Source organism: Mergibacter septicus (genome assembly GCF_003265225.1).
GTDB classification, from domain to species: domain Bacteria; phylum Pseudomonadota; class Gammaproteobacteria; order Enterobacterales; family Pasteurellaceae; genus Mergibacter; species Mergibacter septicus.
This window is the reverse complement of record NZ_CP022013.1, coordinates 1,207,038-1,224,774: the sequence shown is the minus strand read 5'-3', so window position 1 is coordinate 1,224,774 and position 17,737 is coordinate 1,207,038. Positions and strand designations below refer to the sequence as shown.

Below are 17,737 nucleotides of genomic sequence, written 5' to 3'. Positions count from 1 at the left end.
AGCAAAAAAATAGCATTTTTCTGAAAAAAGGTTTGACTTATTTCTGAAAATCCATATTATAGCGACCACACCGACGGTGGTGAGATGGCCGAGAGGCTGAAGGCGCTCCCCTGCTAAGGGAGTATAGGGTTAAAAGCTCTATCGAGGGTTCGAATCCCTCTCTCACCGCCATTTATTCGACGCATCCGTAGCTCAGCTGGATAGAGTACTCGGCTACGAACCGAGCGGTCAGAGGTTCGAATCCTCTCGGATGCGCCATTTAATCCTTAATCAACTTTAGATGATATAAGTTAGGTGGTAAAAAGAGTAAATAGGAAGTCAATCAATATTTTAATATTCAACGCATCCGTAGCTCAGCTGGATAGAGTACTCGGCTACGAACCGAGCGGTCAGAGGTTCGAATCCTCTCGGATGCGCCATTTCTTCTCAGATTAATCTTTATTTTTTCCTAAGCATAAATATTTCTCTTTAATTAACTAGGATTTAATTTTCATTAAAATTCCAAGATTTATTTCTTATTTTTAAAAACTTTTCATTTCTATTCTATAAATTTAATATTTTGGTTATTTAGCTTGGTAATTATGGCGATAACCTAAAGTTTTATATCTCTTTTTTCGTTATTCTACTTATTTTTAATTAATCCGATCTCGTTATTGTTTCGTATGCTATTTAGGTTCAATATAGTTAAGAATAATTCTCGGTTGTATTTATTATTTATACAATTTGAAAGCTTATAATAACGTTTAGGAGCATTTATGTTCAAAGTTAAAAAACTTCTTGTTGCAACTTTAGTTTCATCAGTATTTCTTTTTTCACCCAAAGTGTTTGCTGCTCCAGCTGATTTAAGTGCTGAAACAAGTGAATATAAAGCGTTTATTGAACAGCAAATTGATATGTTAGTAAAAGATACGCAAACTTTTGTAATGTATTTACAGCAAGGGAAATTAGATGAAGCGAAAGCACTTTATCCAAAAGTACGAATGTATTATGAACGCTCTGAACCTATTGCTGAAACTTTTGGTGATTTAGATCCACGAATTGATGCTAGAGAAGCAGATTTAGAAGAGGGGCAAGTTTGGACAGGATTTCATAAAATTGAAAAAATTTTATGGACTGAAAATACAACAACAGGCACGGTTCCTATTGGTGAACAGTTATTAGCGGATGTTAAAGAGTTACGTGCAAAAATTCCTACCGTTGAAATTACGGGGGACGTTATGGTAAATGGTGCGATTGACTTGTTAAATGAAGTGACTACTAGCAAAATAACTGGTGAAGAAGAAACTTTTTCTCGTACAGATCTTTATGATTTTAAAGCTAATGTCGAAGGTGCAGAGAAGATTTTTGAGATTTTGAAAGTTCAAGTGGCAAAAAAAGATCCTAAATTGGTTCAAGAGTTAAATAACCGTTTTGCAGCGGTTAATACTTTATTGGATAAGTATAAAGTAGGTGATGATTATCAACCTTATACCTCACTTAATGATGTTGATTTGCGAGCATTAGCTGATGCGGTGAACAAATTAGGTGAACCACTTTCTCAACTTGGTGTGATTTTAGATGAAACTAAATAAATTTGTCTAAGCATTCTGATTGTTAAACTCTCATCAATTCTGGCTGGTGATAGTTTTCAAATAAAAAATATAGTGGTATAAAAATGAATAAAAAATCCGATAAAAATCAAATGGTTGATGAAATGGATATTCATCAAGGTCGCCGTAATTTCTTGAGAAAATCGACTTTTGCTGTTGGTGGTAGTATGGTGGGTCTAACCACAAATCTTTTGGCTGCTGATAAGGCAGGGAAAGAAAAAATGGCTATTCGATCTGGTGTGTATTGTGGTGCGGATCTGGTTTATCCATTCTATGGTAAACATCAGCAAGGAATAATAACGCCACAACAACGTCATGTTTATTTTCTTGCTTTAGATCTGACAACAAAAAATCTTGATGATGTAAGAGAGATGTTTAAGGCGTGGACGGATTATGCCGTTCGTCTGACCCAAGGCAAAATGGTAAAACCTTATTCTAAAAATCATTTTTTACCCCCAACAGATACGGGGGAATCTTATGATTTATCTCCTTATGGTCTAACACTGACTTTTGGTGTTTCACCATCATTCTTAGAAAAATTGGGCTTGGCAGAAAAAGCACCCGCTGAATTTAAAGAGATTCCTTCATTACCGAGAGACCAATTACAGCCGCAAATCTGTGGTGGTGATATTTGTATTCAGTCTTGTGCCGATGACCCACAAGTGGCTTTTCATGCTATTCGGCAGTTAGTCAGAGTTGGACGAGCTAATATTAGTTTGAAATGGAGTAAATTAGGCTTTCTAGGAATAGAGGGAGATGTTACACCACGTAATCTATTTGGTTTTAAAGACGGTACGGCAAATAAAGAAGTGTTAGAACAACCAGAAGAAGATATTTGGGTTGAAGAAAATAATTGGTTAAAAGATGGTTCATATCTTGTGGTACGTAACATTGCTATGTTTTTAGATACTTGGGATCGAACCAGTTATGGTGAACAAGAAAATACTTTTGGACGTCGTCGGATTTCAGGGGCAGGTTTTGATAAAAACGATGAATTTGAGGTAGTTGATTTAAGTAAAATGCCAGATGATGCGCATATTCGTTTAGCTCGGGAAACAGGGTTAAAATTATTACGTCGCTCTTATTCTTATAGTGATGGCATTAATCCAAGAACTGGTTCGTATGATAGTGGATTATTGTTTATTTGTTTTCAGAAAGATCCTAAACAGTTCATTGGTATTCAACGTGCTTTAGGTAATGTTGATACACTCAATGAATATATTACTCATATAGGTAGTGCATTATTTGCTTGTTTTGGTGGTGTAAAAGAAGGGGAATACATTGGACAAGCACTTCTTGGTTAAGTGGGTAAGGTTTTGTCGAACAAAATTAAGTGGTTATTTGGTAGTCCTCTTTACCTGTTTTAGTGTAATAAATGTTTATGCAACAGAAACTAAAGAGGTTAATCTTAGCCCTTTATTTATTCAGTTGTCTGATATTATGGGAGAGGTAAAGGAGAATAATGTACAGCAAGCTAAAATCCAGCTTACTGATTTAGCCCAAAACTTTACTCAGTTCCCACAACATACTTCTGTTGCAGGTAATGCGGTTAGCCAAGCAATAGAACAAGCACAAACTGACTTGAATCAATTCAGTTTAACTAGAATTTCTTCTGCTTTATTAGCTTTTGAGAAAGAACAACACCCTATTGACGTTCAGGCACAAAAGCATCAGTTTGAAAAACGGGTATTACCAGCTTTTGTTCTCTTGCGACAACGTATTGCAGAGGGAAATTTAGAACAAATCAAGGTGCAATATCGTATTTTCAATACTATTTGGGTGCAGAATGAAAGAACAGTACGAGATGTAAGCCTTAGTTATTATGGTGAGATTGAAACTGCAATGGCGTTGCTTAGAATTTCAATTGAGACCACACCTGTTGATTTTGTAAAGATTGATCGCAAAGCACAAATATTAGATGACTTATTTCAAGCTTATTTAAGTGGACAAAAAGCACAGATCAAGGTGGTGGGCGATTATAATTTGAGTGATGGTATTACATTATTAGAGGAGGGATTAACTGCCTTTAAACAAGGTAATATAAATTTAGGGCAAGAGAAACTGACCCATTTTATTCAAATATGGCCAATTATTGAGGGGCAAGTAAGCACAAGAAATCCGAGTTTATATACCCAGCTTGAAAGTCAAATCCCCATTATTGTTGCCCAAGGCAAAGATTTAAAACAACAACAAGCATTACAAAGATTAATCGGTAGTTTAAACCAAATTAATCCGCATCAAGCCTATACTATGTTAGATGCAATGTTAATTCTATTGCGTGAAGGATTAGAGGCATTATTGGTTGTGATGGCATTGGTCAGTGCATTGCGAGTGGCAAACCGACCTCAGGGATATAAATGGGTAACAGGTGGTGTAGTTACTGGTTTAATGGCGAGTATTCTAGTAGCGTTTGCATTACACACTTTTTTTCCGAGTATAAGTTCAGGTGCAAATCGTGAAGTGATTGAAGGTATTGTTGGAATTATTGCAGTGGTTATGATTTTAACTATTGGTGTTTGGTTACATAGTAAATCTTCGATTCAATCTTGGAATGCTTATCTTAAACAGCATATGGGAAAAGCGTTAACAACAGGTGGTTTTATTTCATTATTTAGTTTAAGTTTTCTTGCGGTGTTTCGTGAGGGGGCAGAAACAATTTTATTTTATGTTGGTATTTTGCCGAATATTAGTTTGACTGATTTTAGTCTAGGGATAGGAGCTGCAATCTTGATTCTTCTTCTCCTATCATTGGTGATGATTAAAACATCTGTTAAATTGCCCGTACCAACAATGTTTAGGCTATTAACTTGGCTATTATATATTCTTGGCTTTAAGATCCTCGGCGTTAGTGTTCATTCGTTACAATTAATCGGTTATCTACCGTTAAAGATTATTGACTCGTTGCCAACTATAGAATGGATTGGTTTTTATGCTACGACTCAAACTGTCTTCGCACAAATACTTTATCTTGCGGCAATTATATTGCTACAACGATATATGCAATTACAGGAAAAAAGGGCTTGACCTTTGGTGGTAGGATTAAAAAAGCGATAATTGAAGATTATCGCTTTTTATTTTCAGATCTGAGTTAATGATTAAACGTCATATGTCGTTGAGGCAGTTGTTCCACCTTTTCCTGTCCAGTTTGTGTGGAAATATTCTCCACGGGCTTTATCCGTACGTTCATAGGTATGTGCACCAAAATAATCACGTTGAGCTTGCAATAAATTTGCAGGTAAACGTGCGGTAGTATAACCGTCTAGGAAACTGATTGCAGAAGTCATACAAGGCATTGGTAAGCCAATTTCTATTGCTTTTGCAACGACTTGTCTCCAAGCACTGGTACATTCTTTCAGAATATTATTGAAGTATGGATCTGAACCTAAGAAGGCTAAATCAGGATTATTTTGATACGCATCACGGATATTACCTAAAAATCCGCTACGAATAATACAACCTTCACGCCATAAAAGTGCAGTTTTACCGTAATCTAAATCCCAATTAAAGGTATCGGAGGCTTCACGAATTAACATAAACCCTTGAGCATAGGAGATAATTTTTGATGCTAATAGTGCTTTACGCACAGCTTCGATCCAGCTCGCTTTATCGCCTTCTACTTTACCAATAGTTTTTGCAAATAATTTTTCTGTTTCAATTCGTTGTTGTTTAAGTGAAGATAAACAGCGAGCAAAGACAGATTCAGTAATTAAAGTTAATGGAATACCTAAATCTAAAGCATTTATGCCCGTCCATTTACCCGTTCCTTTTTGACCAGCGGTATCAAGGATTTTTTCGACAAGTGCTGTACCATCTGGCTCTTTATATCCAAGAATGTCTGCTGTAATTTCAATGAGATAACTATTTAATTCGGTTTTATTCCACGCACTAAAAATGGCTTGCATTTCATTATAATCTAAGCCCAAGCCCTCTTTTAAGAAATGGTAGGCTTCACAGATCAACTGCATATCACCATATTCAATACCATTATGTACCATTTTCACAAAATGGCCTGCACCATCTTTACCAACCCAATCACAGCACGCTTCTCCATCAGAGGTTTTAGCTGAAATGGCTTGTAAAATAGGTTTAACATAAGGCCAAGCTTCAGGATTACCGCCCGGCATAATTGAAGGACCACGTCTTGCCCCTTCTTCACCACCAGAAACACCCGCACCAATAAAGCGAATACCTTTCTCAGCTAATTCTTTAACTCGGCGGTTGGTATCAGGGTAATTAGAGTTTCCTCCATCAATGATAATGTCGCCTTCTTCTAAATAAGGAAGTAAATTCTGGATAAATTGATCCACTACTTCCCCCGCTCGTACCATTAACATTACTTTACGTGGTTTTTCTAATTTATCAGCAAGATCTTGTAAAGAATATGCCCCGATAATATTTGTTTCTTTCGCTGCACCTTGTAAAAATTCATCTACTTTTGAGGTTGTACGGTTATATGCGACCACTTTAAAACCGTGATCATTCATATTTAAAATTAGGTTTTGTCCCATTACCGCTAACCCGATAACACCTATATCACCTTTCATTTTTTTCTCCTATGCTTATGAAAAATGGAAAATGTTGTTATTGATTAATAACTGCATTTTAAGTTTAAATTATTTGAGTAGTTTTCCTGCATCTTGGTCTAGATACCATTCGGTAGTCCCATTTCTAGCCTTAATTTTGGCAGCAGGGTAGATTAGTGTATCCGCTGGTTGACTTTCAATCTCTGCCAATAATTCAGCCTTATTTGTACCTGTAACTAGATAGGTAATCCGTTTTGCTTGTTCAAGTAAAAATGCAGTTTTAGAAATACGTTTCTGCCCAGTTTGTGGTTGTGTAGCAATAACCGCTAGTTGTTGTGTTTGATAATCAGTTTGATTAGGAAAGAGTGAAGCGGTATGCCCATCAGTTCCCATTCCTAAAATAACCCAATCAAAAATAGGGGCTGAATTAGTTGGATTGCAAGGAATTATCTCTAACATTTCTTTGCTAAAGCGTTTAACTTCTTGTTCAGGTGGATTTTCCCCTCTGATCCGATGAATATTATCGGCAGGAATTTGAATGTGATCAAAGAGTAAGCGTTGTACTTCACCATAATTACTTTCTTCGCTTTGGGCTGGAACGCAACGTTCATCTCCCCACCAAAAATGTAAGTTATGCCAATGGATTTGCTGGTTATAAGGAGCTTGAGCTAACGTTTTAAATAATAATTTAGGTGTACTGCCGCCAGAAAGTGAAATATGAACTGGGCGTTCTAATTCAGCATAAGCCATCAGTTCGTTAGCAATTTTATTGACCGCCGCTTGAGCGGTTGAAAAGAGTTGATAATTTATCATAGTTCACAAAAGTTAGTATCAATTAAGTTTTTACATGGAAAGCGCCATTCTCTATTACTACGTTGCATCAAGGCATCAGCTGCTTCAGGTCCCCAAGTACCGCAAGCATAGCCATGGATAGTAGGATTATTGGCTTTATAGTCAAGAATTGGTTGTACAAACTTCCAACAGGCTTGTACTGCATCACTACGAGTAAAGAGGGTAGCATCACCTTTTAACGCATCGAGTAATAAACGTTCATAAGCGGATAACATCTCACTTTCTTCAGCCAGAGAATTATAGTGAAAATCCATAGAAACTTCTTTAGTTTGAAAACCAGCTCCCGGTTGTTTCAAGCTAAAGTTCATCATAATTCCTTCATCAGGTTGAATACGAATGATCAATTTATTTTCACTGGAATTTAAACTAAATACAGGATGAGGTGTTTTTTTAAAGTGAATAACAATTTCAGTTACTCGAGTTGGTAAACGTTTTCCCGTTCTGATGTAGAAAGGCACACCCGCCCAACGCCAATTATCAATTGCTAGACGCAAAGCCATAAAGGTTTCAGTTTGGGATTGCGGATCAACCCCTTTTTCTTGACGATAGCCAGCAACGACCTCTCCCTTTAGCGTTGATTGTGTATATTGCCCTAATACCAAATTTTTTTCTAAATCTTGATCGAGGGGATGAAGACTTTGTAAGACTTTCACGACTTCATTTCTCATTGCATCAGCATTAATCACGGCAGGGCTTTCCATTGCAACCAAAGCTAGCACTTGTAACAAATGGTTTTGAAACATATCTCGCATTGCACCAGAACCATCATAATAGCCACGACGTTCTTCTACACCAATTGATTCTGCACCAGTAATTTCAACGTACTCAATATAGTTACGATTCCATAATGGCTCAAATAGACCATTTGAAAAACGCAAAACTAATAAGTTTTGTACTGTTTCTTTCCCGAGGTAGTGATCGATACGATAAATTTGATGTTCTTGGAAAGATAAATGAAGTTGTTTATCTAATTCAATCGCAGACTGTAAGTCATACCCAAAAGGCTTTTCAACAATCAACCTTTTCCAGCCTTGTTCTTCACTATTCAATCCGTAGTTCGCCAGACAAGCAGGAATGATTCCATATAAGCTTGGTGGTGTAGATAAATAGTAAAGTACATTGCCGTTGGTTTGATGTTTTTGGGCGAGATCAGTTAAACGAGTTTTAATTAAGCCATAATCTTCAACTCTTTTAGTATCAATAGCTTGGTAATAGATATGTTGTAAAAAGCGTTCTAGGGTTTCAGGGATGATTTTCTCATTTTTTTCTAAAGTGTGTTGTAGTTTCTGGCGATAGGATTGATCATTATAGTCTGTTCGACTTACGCCTAAAATTGCAAAATCATCTGCTAATTGATGATTGGCAAAAAGATGATAAAGCGCAGGGATTAATTTGCGTAGGGTTAAATCTCCCGATGCACCAAAAATGACAATAGTGTTATTTTCCTGTTTCAGCATTTTGCTATCCTTAAAAAAAGTAAACAGATCAGAATATCCTTATTTGATAATACTAATTGATTTTAGCCAAAATAGCGATAATCAATACCTATTATCTTTATTTCTCTCTATTCGATGGGTAATGATCTACCCAGTTGTAATCTAGGTATTAATTCATAGAATATTGATTAAATTAAGATCGCTTGCCAATTCCAATTTTTATTGTTGACCATAATAAAATCAGGATTGATTAAACTTTCTTGTTGATTATAAGTTAAAGGCTGGTGGTGTAAGGTATGAATTTGACCACCAACTTCACCTAGTAGAACTTCTGCTGCAGCGGTATCCCATTCGCCAGTTTTGCCTAAGCGGATATAGCAATCGCAGACACCAGTGGCAACCATTAAGGCTTTTAAACTGCTTGATCCATAAGTTAGGAATTGATACGTAAATTTAGGGTTTAGGTGTTGAAGTAAGCGTGTTTGATTAAGAGTTTTGCCGACTGCAATGTTAATTGGGCGTAGCTGTTTTTGCTTTGTCAGATCAAAAAGTGGAGAAAAAGTTTGGCTATTGGCTAACTGAGTAGTAGTTGTTTGGCGATGACAAAAAGCACCTTGCTGGCGGATTGCATAATAGGTTGTTTCGGTTATAGGTTGGTGAATTACGCCAAATAATGGTAGGTTATTTTCAACAAAAGTGATAAGCACCGAAAATTGATCGGTACGGTCAATAAATTGCTGAGTACCATCAAGTGGATCGATTAACCAATATTGTTGCCAATGTTGACGTTGGCTAAAAGGTATATGACTGCTTTCTTCTGATAATATCGGAATATTGGGTGTAAGTTGAGAGAGGCTTTGAATTAAAAATTGGCTAATAAAGAGATCTGCTTCAGTAACAGGGGTATTATCACTTTTCGTTTCAATGGTAATCTCTCGTTGATAAAATTGGTTAAGATATTGTCCAGCTTTTGCTGCTATTTGAAGGACTTGTTCAATTAAATTAGGGGATAACTTAATCATCATTTTTTCCTTTTTTTATTTTTTGGCGTTGGTTTAGATGTGCTTTCAAAAGATAGAGGGCAGATAAGTTGCGAGCTTCATCAAAAGTAGGATCTTGTAAAAGTTGGTCAAGTTGTGCGAGTGGATAAGGACGTAAAATTAAAGGTTCAGGTTCATCACCAGTTAAACGACTTGGATATAACTCTTCAGCCAAAAAAATATGAATAGGGTTATTCATATAGTTGGGGGAAGTACGTAATGTACGTAATAAGGTCAGTTTTTTAGCACCAAAACCAATTTCTTCTTGTAATTCTCGGATTGCACTTTGTTCCGCTGTTTCGCCTACTTCCATTAATCCTTTCGGAAAACCGAGCTGATAATTTTCTGTTCCTACTGCATATTCTTCCACCATCAATAAATTTTGCTGTTGATCGATAGCTAAAATCATTACACCGCAACGACTGGCGGGTTTTAAACGTTCGTAAGTGCGTTGTTCTCCATTTGAAAACTGGAGATCAACGGCTTGAATTTCAAATAATTGAGATTTAGCGAGAGTGGTTAATGAAAGAATGGTTGGTTTAGTTGGAATCGTCATTCTCTGCCTTACGATAAGTTATCTGTTAGGATTTTACAATTTAGGGCATTAAAGATACCATAAATAGATAAATGATTCGACGTTTAGAGAAAAGATCAGCTTTATATTAATGGGGCGTTTAGGTAATGAAAAAAGAAAAAAAACTTGACGATGATAATCAGGTTCGTTTAGATAAATGGTTATGGGCAGCACGTTTTTATAAAACAAGAAGTTTAGCCAGAGAAATGATTGATGGAGGAAAAGTCCATTATAATGGGCAGCGAGCTAAACCCAGTAAAATAGTCGAAGTGGGAGCAATGTTAAAATTGCGTCAAGGTAGTGATGAAAAAGAGATTGAAATTTTAGCATTATCCGCTCAAAGACGATCTGCTCCAATTGCACAACAGTTATATCGTGAAACGGCAGAAAGCATTAAAAAACGGGAACAGCTTGCTTTAATTCGCAAAGCAAATGCACTTTCAATGCCACATCCAGATCGCCGTCCAAATAAAAAAGAACGGAGAGATTTATTGAAATTTAAACATCAGAATTAATATGGCAAAGTCAAATTATATTACCCGTCAAGGTTGGGAACAATTAGACCAAGAATTAAAATATTTATGGAAAGTGGAACGTCCACAAGTAACACAAGCTGTTTCTGATGCGGCAGCATTGGGTGATCGGAGCGAGAATGCTGAATATATTTATGGTAAAAGGCGTTTACGAGAGATTGATCGGCGAGTACGTTTTTTAACTAAAAGGTTAGAGGTGTTACAAATTGTAGATTACCACCCGAAACAGGAAGGTAAGGTCTTTTTTGGGGCTTGGGTTGAAGTTGAAGATGAGGCAGGTAATTGTAAACAGTATCGATTAGTAGGCTGTGATGAATTTGATCCAGCTAAACAATGGATTTCTATTGATTCTCCCGTTGCTCGAGCCTTAATTGGAAAGGCGGTTGATGATGAGGTCAAAGTTAGCACCCCAAATGGTGATGTTTTGCTCTATATCAATCGAATTTGGTATTAGAAGAAGGTATTTATATCAGTAAAATAGAAGGATTAAGTGATACCACTTAATCCTTGTTATATTCATTGCTAATTAATTTTGGTTTTATACGGTTAATTTGTACCACCAACTGTAATTTTTTCAATTTTTAATGCAGGTTGTCCAACCCCCACTGGTACTTGTTGTCCTTGTTTACCACAAACACCAATGCCATGATCGATCTCAAGTTGATCTGCGACCATTGAGATGTTTTGCATCACTTCAATCCCATTACCGATAAGGGTTGCACCTTTGACTGGCTTAGTGATTTTTCCTTTTTCAATTAAGTATGCTTCTGCACTTGAGAAGACAAATTTACCTGAGGTAATATCGACTTGACCACCACCAAAATAAGGTGCATAGATACCGAAATCGACAGATTGAATTAGATCTTCAAACTTGCTTTCACCCGGTAGCATATAGGTATTCGTCATACGAGGCATTGGTACGTGAGCGTAAGATTCTCGCCGTCCGTTACCTGTTGGTTTTACACCCATTAACTGTGCATTATGTTTATCTTGCAGGTAACCTTGTAATATTCCATCTTTAATGAGTACATTACACTGGCCGGGAACACCTTCATCATCAACAGTCAATGAGCCTCGACGATCTTGTAAGGTACCATCATCAACAATAGTACAGAGAGGTGAGGTAACTAATTGTCCAATTTTACCACTAAAGAAAGAAGATTCTTTGCGGTTAAAGTCGCCTTCCAAGCCGTGTCCAACAGCTTCGTGTAATAATACACCCGGCCAACCAGCTCCTAATACCACTGGCATTAAGCCTGCTGGAGCTTCAATCGCAGAAAGGTTAACTAATGCTTGACGAACGGCTTGTTTAGCAAAGTATTTTGCACGTTGTTCCCCTTGATAATCGGCAAAGAACCAGTCTAAACCGACTCGTCCGCCAACCCCTGCACTACCACGTTCTCGTTTACCATCTTGTTCAACTAAGACTGAAATAGATAGGCGTATTAGAGGGCGAATATCTGCAGCGAGGGTACCATCTGTTGCGGCAACTAATACTTCTTCGTAAAGGGCAGAAAGATTAACTGAAACTTGACTTACTCTTGGATCAGCAGCTCTTGCAGTTTGATCGACTAAATGTAAGAGTTCAATTTTTTTCTCTTTACTAATACTATCAAGTGGATTAATGCTAGCGTAACGTAAAATGAGTTCTGGTGTTTGAAAGCCTTTTGGGTTGAAAATGGCTTGTGTACCATTAAGGCGTTGTTTAGCAATACTACCAGCAGCGATTGCACACTTTTGTAGTTGTTTAAAATCAATCATATCAGAGTATGCAAAACCAGTTTTTTCACCACTAATAGCACGAACACCAACACCTCGATCGATATAAAAACCTCCCTCACGGATAATTCCATCTTCTAATGTCCAACTTTCGTCCATTGAATTTTGGAAAAAGAGATCGGCAAAATCAATCTCACGACTAGAGAAGTGATCAAAAATATTTGGTAGTTGATCGAGAGTTAATCCACTTTGTTCAAGTAATGATTGAGAAACCTGTTGTAGCATATAATCTATTTTCCTTTTTGATTGCATATTCATAAATATTGGAGTTTAAATAACAACCACATCAAACTGTTCTTGGTTGTAGTAAACTTCCGTTTTTATTTGTACTTTTTTACCAATAAATAATTCTACTTCGGCGAGTAAAGCGTGTCTTTCTTCATTGATAAGATGTTCTGCCACGGCGTTTGACGCATAAACAAGGATTTGTTCGCTACTATAAATCCGATGCACTCGCACAATTTCTCGCATAATTTCATAGCAAATTGTTTCGACACTTTTCACCGAACCACGACCTTTACAAGTAGGGCATTCTTCACAGAGAACGTGTTCAAGGCTTTCTCTTGTCCTTTTGCGAGTCATTTCAACCAAGCCAAGTTGAGTAAAACCATTAACATTAGTTTTAACTCGATCTTTGGCTAAAGCTTCTTGCAGAGATTGAATAACACGTTCTCGATGTTCTTCTTCTTGCATATCAATAAAATCAATGATGATGATACCACCTAGGTTTCTTAATTGGAGTTGATGGGCGATGGCTTGAGTCGCTTCAATATTAGTATTGAAAATTGTTTCTTCTAAATTTCGACGCCCGACAAAAGCACCTGTATTTATATCAATGGTGGTCATTGATTCGGTTTGTTCGATAATTAAGTAACCGCCAGATTTGAGATTAACTCTTTTATCCAAAGCATTTTGGATACTGTTTTCAACATTATAGAGATCGAATAAGGGTTGAGGACCAGTATAGAGGGTTAAACGTTTGGTTAATTCTGGCATAAATTCTCGGGTAAATTCTGTCAAGGTGTTGAAGCCTTGATTGGAATCAATCCGAATGGTTGATATTGGTGTACCAACAAAATCCCGAATAATACGTTGTGCTAAAGCAATTTCACCGTAAAGCATAGAGCGGGTTTTATAACGTACTTTGCGTTCAAGGACTTTACGCCATAAACGCTTTAAAAAGCTCGCATCTTGCTGTAACGCTTCTTCTGTTACATTCTCAGCGGCAGTACGAATAATAAACCCACCTAATTCATCACATAATGGGCTGACTAATGCTTTTAGTCTTGCACGTTCTTCTTCACTTTCGATGCGTTGTGAAACCCCAACGTGGCTGTTTTCAGGCATAAAAACAAGATAGCGTGATGGGAGAGTAATATCAGTGGTTAGCCTAGCCCCTTTTGTTCCTAACGGATCTTTCACGACTTGAACGACCAGATCTTGCCCTTCTCGCACTAATTCAGCAATATCTTTCACCACAAACTGTTTTTGTTCATTAATATCAACACATTCAGTGTGAGAAACAATATCAGAGGCGTGTAGAAATGCAGCTTTTTCTAATCCAATATCCACAAAGGCTGATTGCATACCCGGTAGCACTCGAGTAACTCGACCTTTATAAATATTACCGACAATTCCTCGTTTGGCATCTCGTTCAATATGGACTTCTTTCAAAACTCCAGATTCAACTAAAGCAATCCGTGTTTCATCGGGAGATACATTTACTAATAATTCAACGCCATCAGTGATCATGAGTACTCTCTATTTTAGTCTAACCCTTTACTTTTTACCGCATCAATATAGATGAGATCTTATTTAACTTCTACACCTTTTGCTTGTAAATCTGCGTGATAAGATGAACGGACAAAAGGTCCACAAGCGGCTTGTTCAAATCCCATTGCTTTTGCTTGTGAACGGAATTGATCAAATTCGGCTGGTGGTACATAGCGAGAAACAGGCAAATGATGGCGGCTAGGTTGTAAGTATTGCCCTAATGTTAGCATTGTAACGCCATTGGTTCTGAGATCTTGCATTACCTGTAAGATTTCTTCATTTGTCTCCCCTAATCCTACCATCAAACCCGATTTGGTCGGTAAGTGTGGAAACATCTGTTTGAATTCACGCAATAAACGTAATGACCATTGATAATCTGCACCGGGACGGATTTCTTTATACAGGCGAGGCACATTTTCTAAGTTATGATTAAATACATCAGGTGGATTTTGGGCTAATTTTTCTAAGGCCTGTTCAATTTTTCCACGAAAATCTGGTACCAGAATTTCAATTTTAATCTCTGGGTTTAATTCTCGGATTGCAGCAACACAAGCTGAAAAATGACCAGCACCGCCATCTCGTAGATCATCACGGTCAACAGAAGTGATAACAACATAACGTAATTTCATATCCCGAATAGTTTCAGCCAATTTTCTTGGTTCATCTGGATCGGGTGGTAGCGGTTTACCGTGAGCAACATCACAGAAAGGGCAACGGCGAGTACAGATTGCACCTAAAATCATAAAGGTTGCTGTACCATGGTTAAAACATTCGGCTAAATTAGGGCAAGAAGCTTCCTCACAAACAGAATTTAAACCATTTTTTCGCATGGCATTTTTGATATGTTGGATTTTAGCCGAACTTGCTGGTAAACGGATTTTCATCCATTCAGGTTTAGGTAATAGTTCTTGATTGGGATCGATATTTTTTACTGGAATAATAGAGGTTTTAGCCGCATCACGGTATTTCACCCCACGTTCCATTTTAAATGGTTTACCCGTTATATCCGGTTTATTCATTTGAGTATTATCCTTTGTTAACTAATAGGCTAAGTATGTTAGCTAAGTGTTGGGAGAGTATTGATATAGTGGTACTCACTGTAATCTAATTGTTGTGCAAAATGTTTTACTAACTTTTCTGCAACCTGTTTACAACTAACAGGTACTGTTACAAGGTCTTGAAGTTGGCACATTTCTAAGCCAGCATAACCACAAGGGTTTATACTACGAAATGGGGTTAAATCCATCTTGATATTTAAGGCTAAACCATGGAATGAACGCCCTTTCCGTACTCGTAAACCTAAAGAGCAGATTTTTTTATGTTGAATATAGACACCCGGTGCATCAGGTTTCGCATAACTTTCTAATCCATATTCTGCTAAGGTAGTAATCACACATTGTTCTAATGCGGTAACAAGTTCTCGCACTGAAAACTCTCTTGGCTGATTTGAATCTCTTAAACGTTTTCGCCGTTTTAAATCAATTAAAACATACATTACCTGCTGTCCGGGACCGTGGTAGGTAATTTGTCCACCACGATCAGATTGCACAACAGGTATGGTCGTTTGCTGTAATAAATGTTCTGCTTTTCCAGCCGTGCCTTGCGTAAAGACGGCTGGATGTTCTACTAACCAGATTTCATCAAAGCTATTATCATCTCGTTGATCGGTGAAAGTTTGCATTAAATGCCAAATAGTTTCGTATGGTTGTTCTCCCAGCTGTCTTATATACAGCTGGTGGTAGAGTTGTTCTGATGTCGGTAGATCTGTTTTCATAACCGTTATAACACCATACGAACATGTGGAATAGCTGCCAATTCTTTATATAAGGTTTCTACCTGTTCAATATTGGTGGCATAAATGGTGATACTAACTGACTCATATTTTCCGGTACGGCTAGGTTTTATTGTTGGACTATAATCCCCGGGAACATATTTTTGTACCGTAGCGACAACCTGATCGACTAAATTTTTATCTGTTTCGCCAACCACTTTAAAAGGAAAATGGCAGGGAAATTGAAGTAAATCTTTTAATGTTGGTTGTGTTTGTTCCGTCTTATTTGCTGTTTTTGTGGTATCCATAATTAACCTCAAAATTTAAATTTACTGCTAGTTATATAAGAAATTCTGCTTTTTATTTAAATACTTAAGAAAAATAAAAAGCAGAAAGCATAGGTTAAAATTTTGTTAAAATGCTACTATTCTAGCTGAAAATCCCTTTTATTGTAAGCACTAACCAATCCCATGCTCGGCTAAAGAAACCTGCTTGAGGGATATCTTCCATCACTTGTAAATTCGCTTGATAGATCGCTTTTCCATCAAGTTGATAGATGATTTTGCCAATGGTTTGACCTTTATATAAAGGTGCTTCAAGATATTTTTTCTCAAGTTGATATTGGGCTTTAATGTCTCCACTTCTTCCTTTTGGAATCACTAAGTACACATTATTTAAAGATCCTAATTTAACTTTATCCATTTTGCCATAATAAACAGTTTGTTCGGATACGGTCTGATTAGCGGCAAGAGGTTTCACCTCTTCAAAATTAGCAAATCCCCATTGCAATAATTTTTTACTTTCGACTTCACGTGCTTTTTTGCTACTTGTCCCCATAACGACAGAAATTAACCGCATATTTGGTGTGTAAGCTGATGCAACTAAGTTATATCCAGCTTTATCAGTATGACCTGTTTTTAATCCATCTACATTTAAATTTTTATCCCAGAGTAAACCGTTGCGATTGGTTTGAGTAATTTTATTATGGGTAAATTGTTTTTCAGAATAGATTTTATATTCGTCTGGTAAATCGTGAATTAAATGGCTAGCAATAATTGCCATATCTCTAGCAGAGGAGTATTGATTTTCGTGATCTAAACCATGTACAGTTTCAAAATGAGTGTTTTTTAAACCAAATTGTTTTACATATTGATTCATTAAATGAATAAAATTAGCTTGAGAACCAGCTAAGTAATTTGCGATTGCTACACAAGCATCATTTCCCGAGACCACAATAATCCCTCGATTAAGATCTTGTACTGAAACTTGTTCATTTAAATTTAAGAACATTTTTGATGATCCCGGGAAATTTTTTCCCCAAGATTGTTCATCAATGGTTACCAGATCGTTATTATTAATTTGACCTTTTTTCAAGGCTTGTCCAATAACATAACTGGTCATCATTTTGGTTAATGAAGCAGGATATTGACGTTGATCGGCTTCTTTTTCTGCTAGAACCGTACCAGTGTTGTAATCAATCAGAATATAAGTTTGAGCGTTAATCACTGGAGGAATAATATTATAGAGTTGATCAACCGCTTGATAATTTTGAGAAACAATTTCTGAGCTTGTTGTATTGGCAATCGCTGTTGTGGTGCTTATGGCTAGTGCACCAGTTAAGAACGCAGTGCTAAAGCGTGAAATAGTGCGGTTTTTAATTAGTTTTTGCATAGTAAATCCTCGATGATTAATATATAAACACAATAAGCGTTATTCTATTTTTATTAAAAGTGACAGATCATTTATTCGTTGTGTTACTGTTTTTATTTTTTTGGAGTAGTGTTAGAACTGTACCACTAGGAATTGAATACTCGCTCTTTTGATTGATATAGATAATTGTTTTAAATTCAGCATAAATTTCCTTGTT

General features: G+C 36.8%; 16 protein-coding genes and 3 tRNA genes. 8 read left to right on the top strand and 11 right to left on the bottom strand.

Annotation, left to right across the window (positions count from 1 at the left end; translation table 11 throughout):
- The first annotated feature begins 78 nt into the window (after positions 1-78).
- From CEP47_RS05755 to CEP47_RS05730, 6 genes are all read left to right on the top strand, one after another.
- A tRNA-Ser gene (locus CEP47_RS05755) sits at positions 79-171 on the top strand.
- Between the two features lie 10 nt (positions 172-181).
- Positions 182-258: transfer RNA gene (locus CEP47_RS05750), tRNA-Arg, on the top strand.
- An 84-nt stretch (positions 259-342) separates the two neighbouring features.
- A tRNA-Arg gene (locus tag CEP47_RS05745) sits at positions 343-419 on the top strand.
- Positions 420-755: 336 nt separating this feature from the next.
- Positions 756-1,571 carry an iron uptake system protein EfeO gene (efeO, locus tag CEP47_RS05740; protein ID WP_261920530.1) on the top strand — a complete coding sequence of 272 codons (816 nt, stop codon included), beginning with the start codon at positions 756-758 and terminating at the stop codon, positions 1,569-1,571.
- 83 nt (positions 1,572-1,654) lie between these two features.
- Positions 1,655-2,893, top strand: coding sequence for an iron uptake transporter deferrochelatase/peroxidase subunit (gene efeB / locus CEP47_RS05735; protein WP_261920531.1), 1,239 nt, complete (start codon positions 1,655-1,657; stop codon positions 2,891-2,893).
- Positions 2,871-4,613, top strand: a complete 1,743-nt coding sequence (locus tag CEP47_RS05730; RefSeq protein ID WP_265482612.1) for an FTR1 family iron permease — start codon at positions 2,871-2,873, stop codon at positions 4,611-4,613. The genes efeB and CEP47_RS05730 overlap by 23 nt, the downstream gene beginning before the upstream one ends.
- A 71-nt stretch (positions 4,614-4,684) precedes the next feature.
- On the opposite strand, the gene gnd is transcribed toward CEP47_RS05730, so the two are convergent.
- The 5 genes from gnd to nudE all read right to left on the bottom strand — a co-directional run bounded on the left by gnd (position 4,685) and on the right by nudE (position 9,996).
- Complete coding sequence (gene gnd, locus CEP47_RS05725) at positions 4,685-6,133, bottom strand: decarboxylating NADP(+)-dependent phosphogluconate dehydrogenase (protein ID WP_261920533.1); 1,449 nt, start codon at positions 6,131-6,133, stop codon at positions 4,685-4,687.
- A gap of 69 nt (positions 6,134-6,202) precedes the next feature.
- Positions 6,203-6,922 (bottom strand): 6-phosphogluconolactonase, encoded by a 720-nt coding sequence (gene pgl, locus CEP47_RS05720; RefSeq protein WP_261920971.1) that lies wholly within the window; start codon positions 6,920-6,922, stop codon positions 6,203-6,205.
- Positions 6,922-8,421, bottom strand: a complete 1,500-nt coding sequence (zwf, locus tag CEP47_RS05715) for a glucose-6-phosphate dehydrogenase (RefSeq protein WP_261920534.1) — start codon at positions 8,419-8,421, stop codon at positions 6,922-6,924. The genes pgl and zwf overlap by 1 nt, the downstream gene beginning before the upstream one ends.
- A gap of 167 nt (positions 8,422-8,588) precedes the next feature.
- Entirely contained in the window at positions 8,589-9,422 is an 834-nt protein-coding gene (gene cysQ, locus CEP47_RS05710; RefSeq protein WP_261920972.1) for a 3'(2'),5'-bisphosphate nucleotidase CysQ, read from the bottom strand.
- Positions 9,415-9,996, bottom strand: coding sequence for an ADP compounds hydrolase NudE (gene nudE / locus CEP47_RS05705; RefSeq protein ID WP_373463125.1), 582 nt, complete (start codon positions 9,994-9,996; stop codon positions 9,415-9,417). Before nudE ends, cysQ begins: the two co-directional genes overlap by 8 nt.
- Positions 9,997-10,121: 125 nt before the next feature.
- Between nudE and hslR the strand changes: the two genes are divergently transcribed.
- Together hslR and greB are read left to right on the top strand one after the other, a co-directional pair.
- Positions 10,122-10,529: a ribosome-associated heat shock protein Hsp15 gene (gene hslR, locus CEP47_RS05700; protein WP_261920535.1), complete on the top strand. Its 408-nt coding sequence runs from the start codon at positions 10,122-10,124 to the stop codon at positions 10,527-10,529.
- Position 10,530: 1 nt separating this feature from the next.
- Positions 10,531-11,001 carry a transcription elongation factor GreB gene (greB, locus tag CEP47_RS05695; RefSeq protein WP_261920536.1) on the top strand — a complete coding sequence of 157 codons (471 nt, stop codon included), beginning with the start codon at positions 10,531-10,533 and terminating at the stop codon, positions 10,999-11,001.
- Positions 11,002-11,093: 92 nt separating this feature from the next.
- On the opposite strand, the gene tldD is transcribed toward greB, so the two are convergent.
- The 6 genes from tldD to CEP47_RS05665 all read right to left on the bottom strand — a co-directional run bounded on the left by tldD (position 11,094) and on the right by CEP47_RS05665 (position 17,529).
- A complete protein-coding gene (tldD, locus tag CEP47_RS05690) occupies positions 11,094-12,551 on the bottom strand; it encodes a metalloprotease TldD (RefSeq protein ID WP_261920537.1) in 1,458 nt (485 codons plus the stop codon).
- A gap of 45 nt (positions 12,552-12,596) precedes the next feature.
- On the bottom strand, positions 12,597-14,078 hold the full coding sequence (gene rng, locus CEP47_RS05685; RefSeq protein ID WP_261920538.1) for a ribonuclease G: 1,482 nt from the start codon (positions 14,076-14,078) through the stop codon (positions 12,597-12,599).
- 59 nt (positions 14,079-14,137) lie between these two features.
- On the bottom strand, positions 14,138-15,118 hold the full coding sequence (lipA, locus tag CEP47_RS05680) for a lipoyl synthase (RefSeq protein WP_265482611.1): 981 nt from the start codon (positions 15,116-15,118) through the stop codon (positions 14,138-14,140).
- A 38-nt stretch (positions 15,119-15,156) separates the two neighbouring features.
- A complete protein-coding gene (gene lipB / locus CEP47_RS05675; protein WP_261920539.1) occupies positions 15,157-15,873 on the bottom strand; it encodes a lipoyl(octanoyl) transferase LipB in 717 nt (238 codons plus the stop codon).
- A 5-nt stretch (positions 15,874-15,878) separates the two neighbouring features.
- On the bottom strand, positions 15,879-16,178 hold the full coding sequence (ybeD, locus tag CEP47_RS05670) for a DUF493 family protein YbeD (RefSeq protein WP_261920540.1): 300 nt from the start codon (positions 16,176-16,178) through the stop codon (positions 15,879-15,881).
- Positions 16,179-16,299: 121 nt separating this feature from the next.
- Positions 16,300-17,529 (bottom strand): serine hydrolase, encoded by a 1,230-nt coding sequence (locus tag CEP47_RS05665; RefSeq protein ID WP_373463135.1) that lies wholly within the window; start codon positions 17,527-17,529, stop codon positions 16,300-16,302.
- Positions 17,530-17,737 lie beyond the last annotated feature (208 nt).

What these genes read in the sequence shown, in the direction of transcription:
- gnd (WP_261920533.1), bottom strand. Translation starts at nt 6,133, where the DNA reads ATGAAAGGTGATATAGGTGTTATCGGGTTAGCGGTAATGGGACAAAAC.
- efeO (WP_261920530.1), top strand. Translation starts at nt 756, where the DNA reads ATGTTCAAAGTTAAAAAACTTCTTGTTGCAACTTTAGTTTCATCAGTA.
- zwf (WP_261920534.1), bottom strand. Translation starts at nt 8,421, where the DNA reads ATGCTGAAACAGGAAAATAACACTATTGTCATTTTTGGTGCATCGGGA.
- greB (WP_261920536.1), top strand. Translation starts at nt 10,531, where the DNA reads ATGGCAAAGTCAAATTATATTACCCGTCAAGGTTGGGAACAATTAGAC.
- lipB (WP_261920539.1), bottom strand. Translation starts at nt 15,873, where the DNA reads ATGAAAACAGATCTACCGACATCAGAACAACTCTACCACCAGCTGTAT.
- ybeD (WP_261920540.1), bottom strand. Translation starts at nt 16,178, where the DNA reads ATGGATACCACAAAAACAGCAAATAAGACGGAACAAACACAACCAACA.
- hslR (WP_261920535.1), top strand. Translation starts at nt 10,122, where the DNA reads ATGAAAAAAGAAAAAAAACTTGACGATGATAATCAGGTTCGTTTAGAT.
- efeB (WP_261920531.1), top strand. Translation starts at nt 1,655, where the DNA reads ATGAATAAAAAATCCGATAAAAATCAAATGGTTGATGAAATGGATATT.
- cysQ (WP_261920972.1), bottom strand. Translation starts at nt 9,422, where the DNA reads ATGATTAAGTTATCCCCTAATTTAATTGAACAAGTCCTTCAAATAGCA.
- tldD (WP_261920537.1), bottom strand. Translation starts at nt 12,551, where the DNA reads ATGCTACAACAGGTTTCTCAATCATTACTTGAACAAAGTGGATTAACT.
- rng (WP_261920538.1), bottom strand. Translation starts at nt 14,078, where the DNA reads ATGATCACTGATGGCGTTGAATTATTAGTAAATGTATCTCCCGATGAA.
- lipA (WP_265482611.1), bottom strand. Translation starts at nt 15,118, where the DNA reads ATGAATAAACCGGATATAACGGGTAAACCATTTAAAATGGAACGTGGG.
- nudE (WP_373463125.1), bottom strand. Translation starts at nt 9,996, where the DNA reads ATGACGATTCCAACTAAACCAACCATTCTTTCATTAACCACTCTCGCT.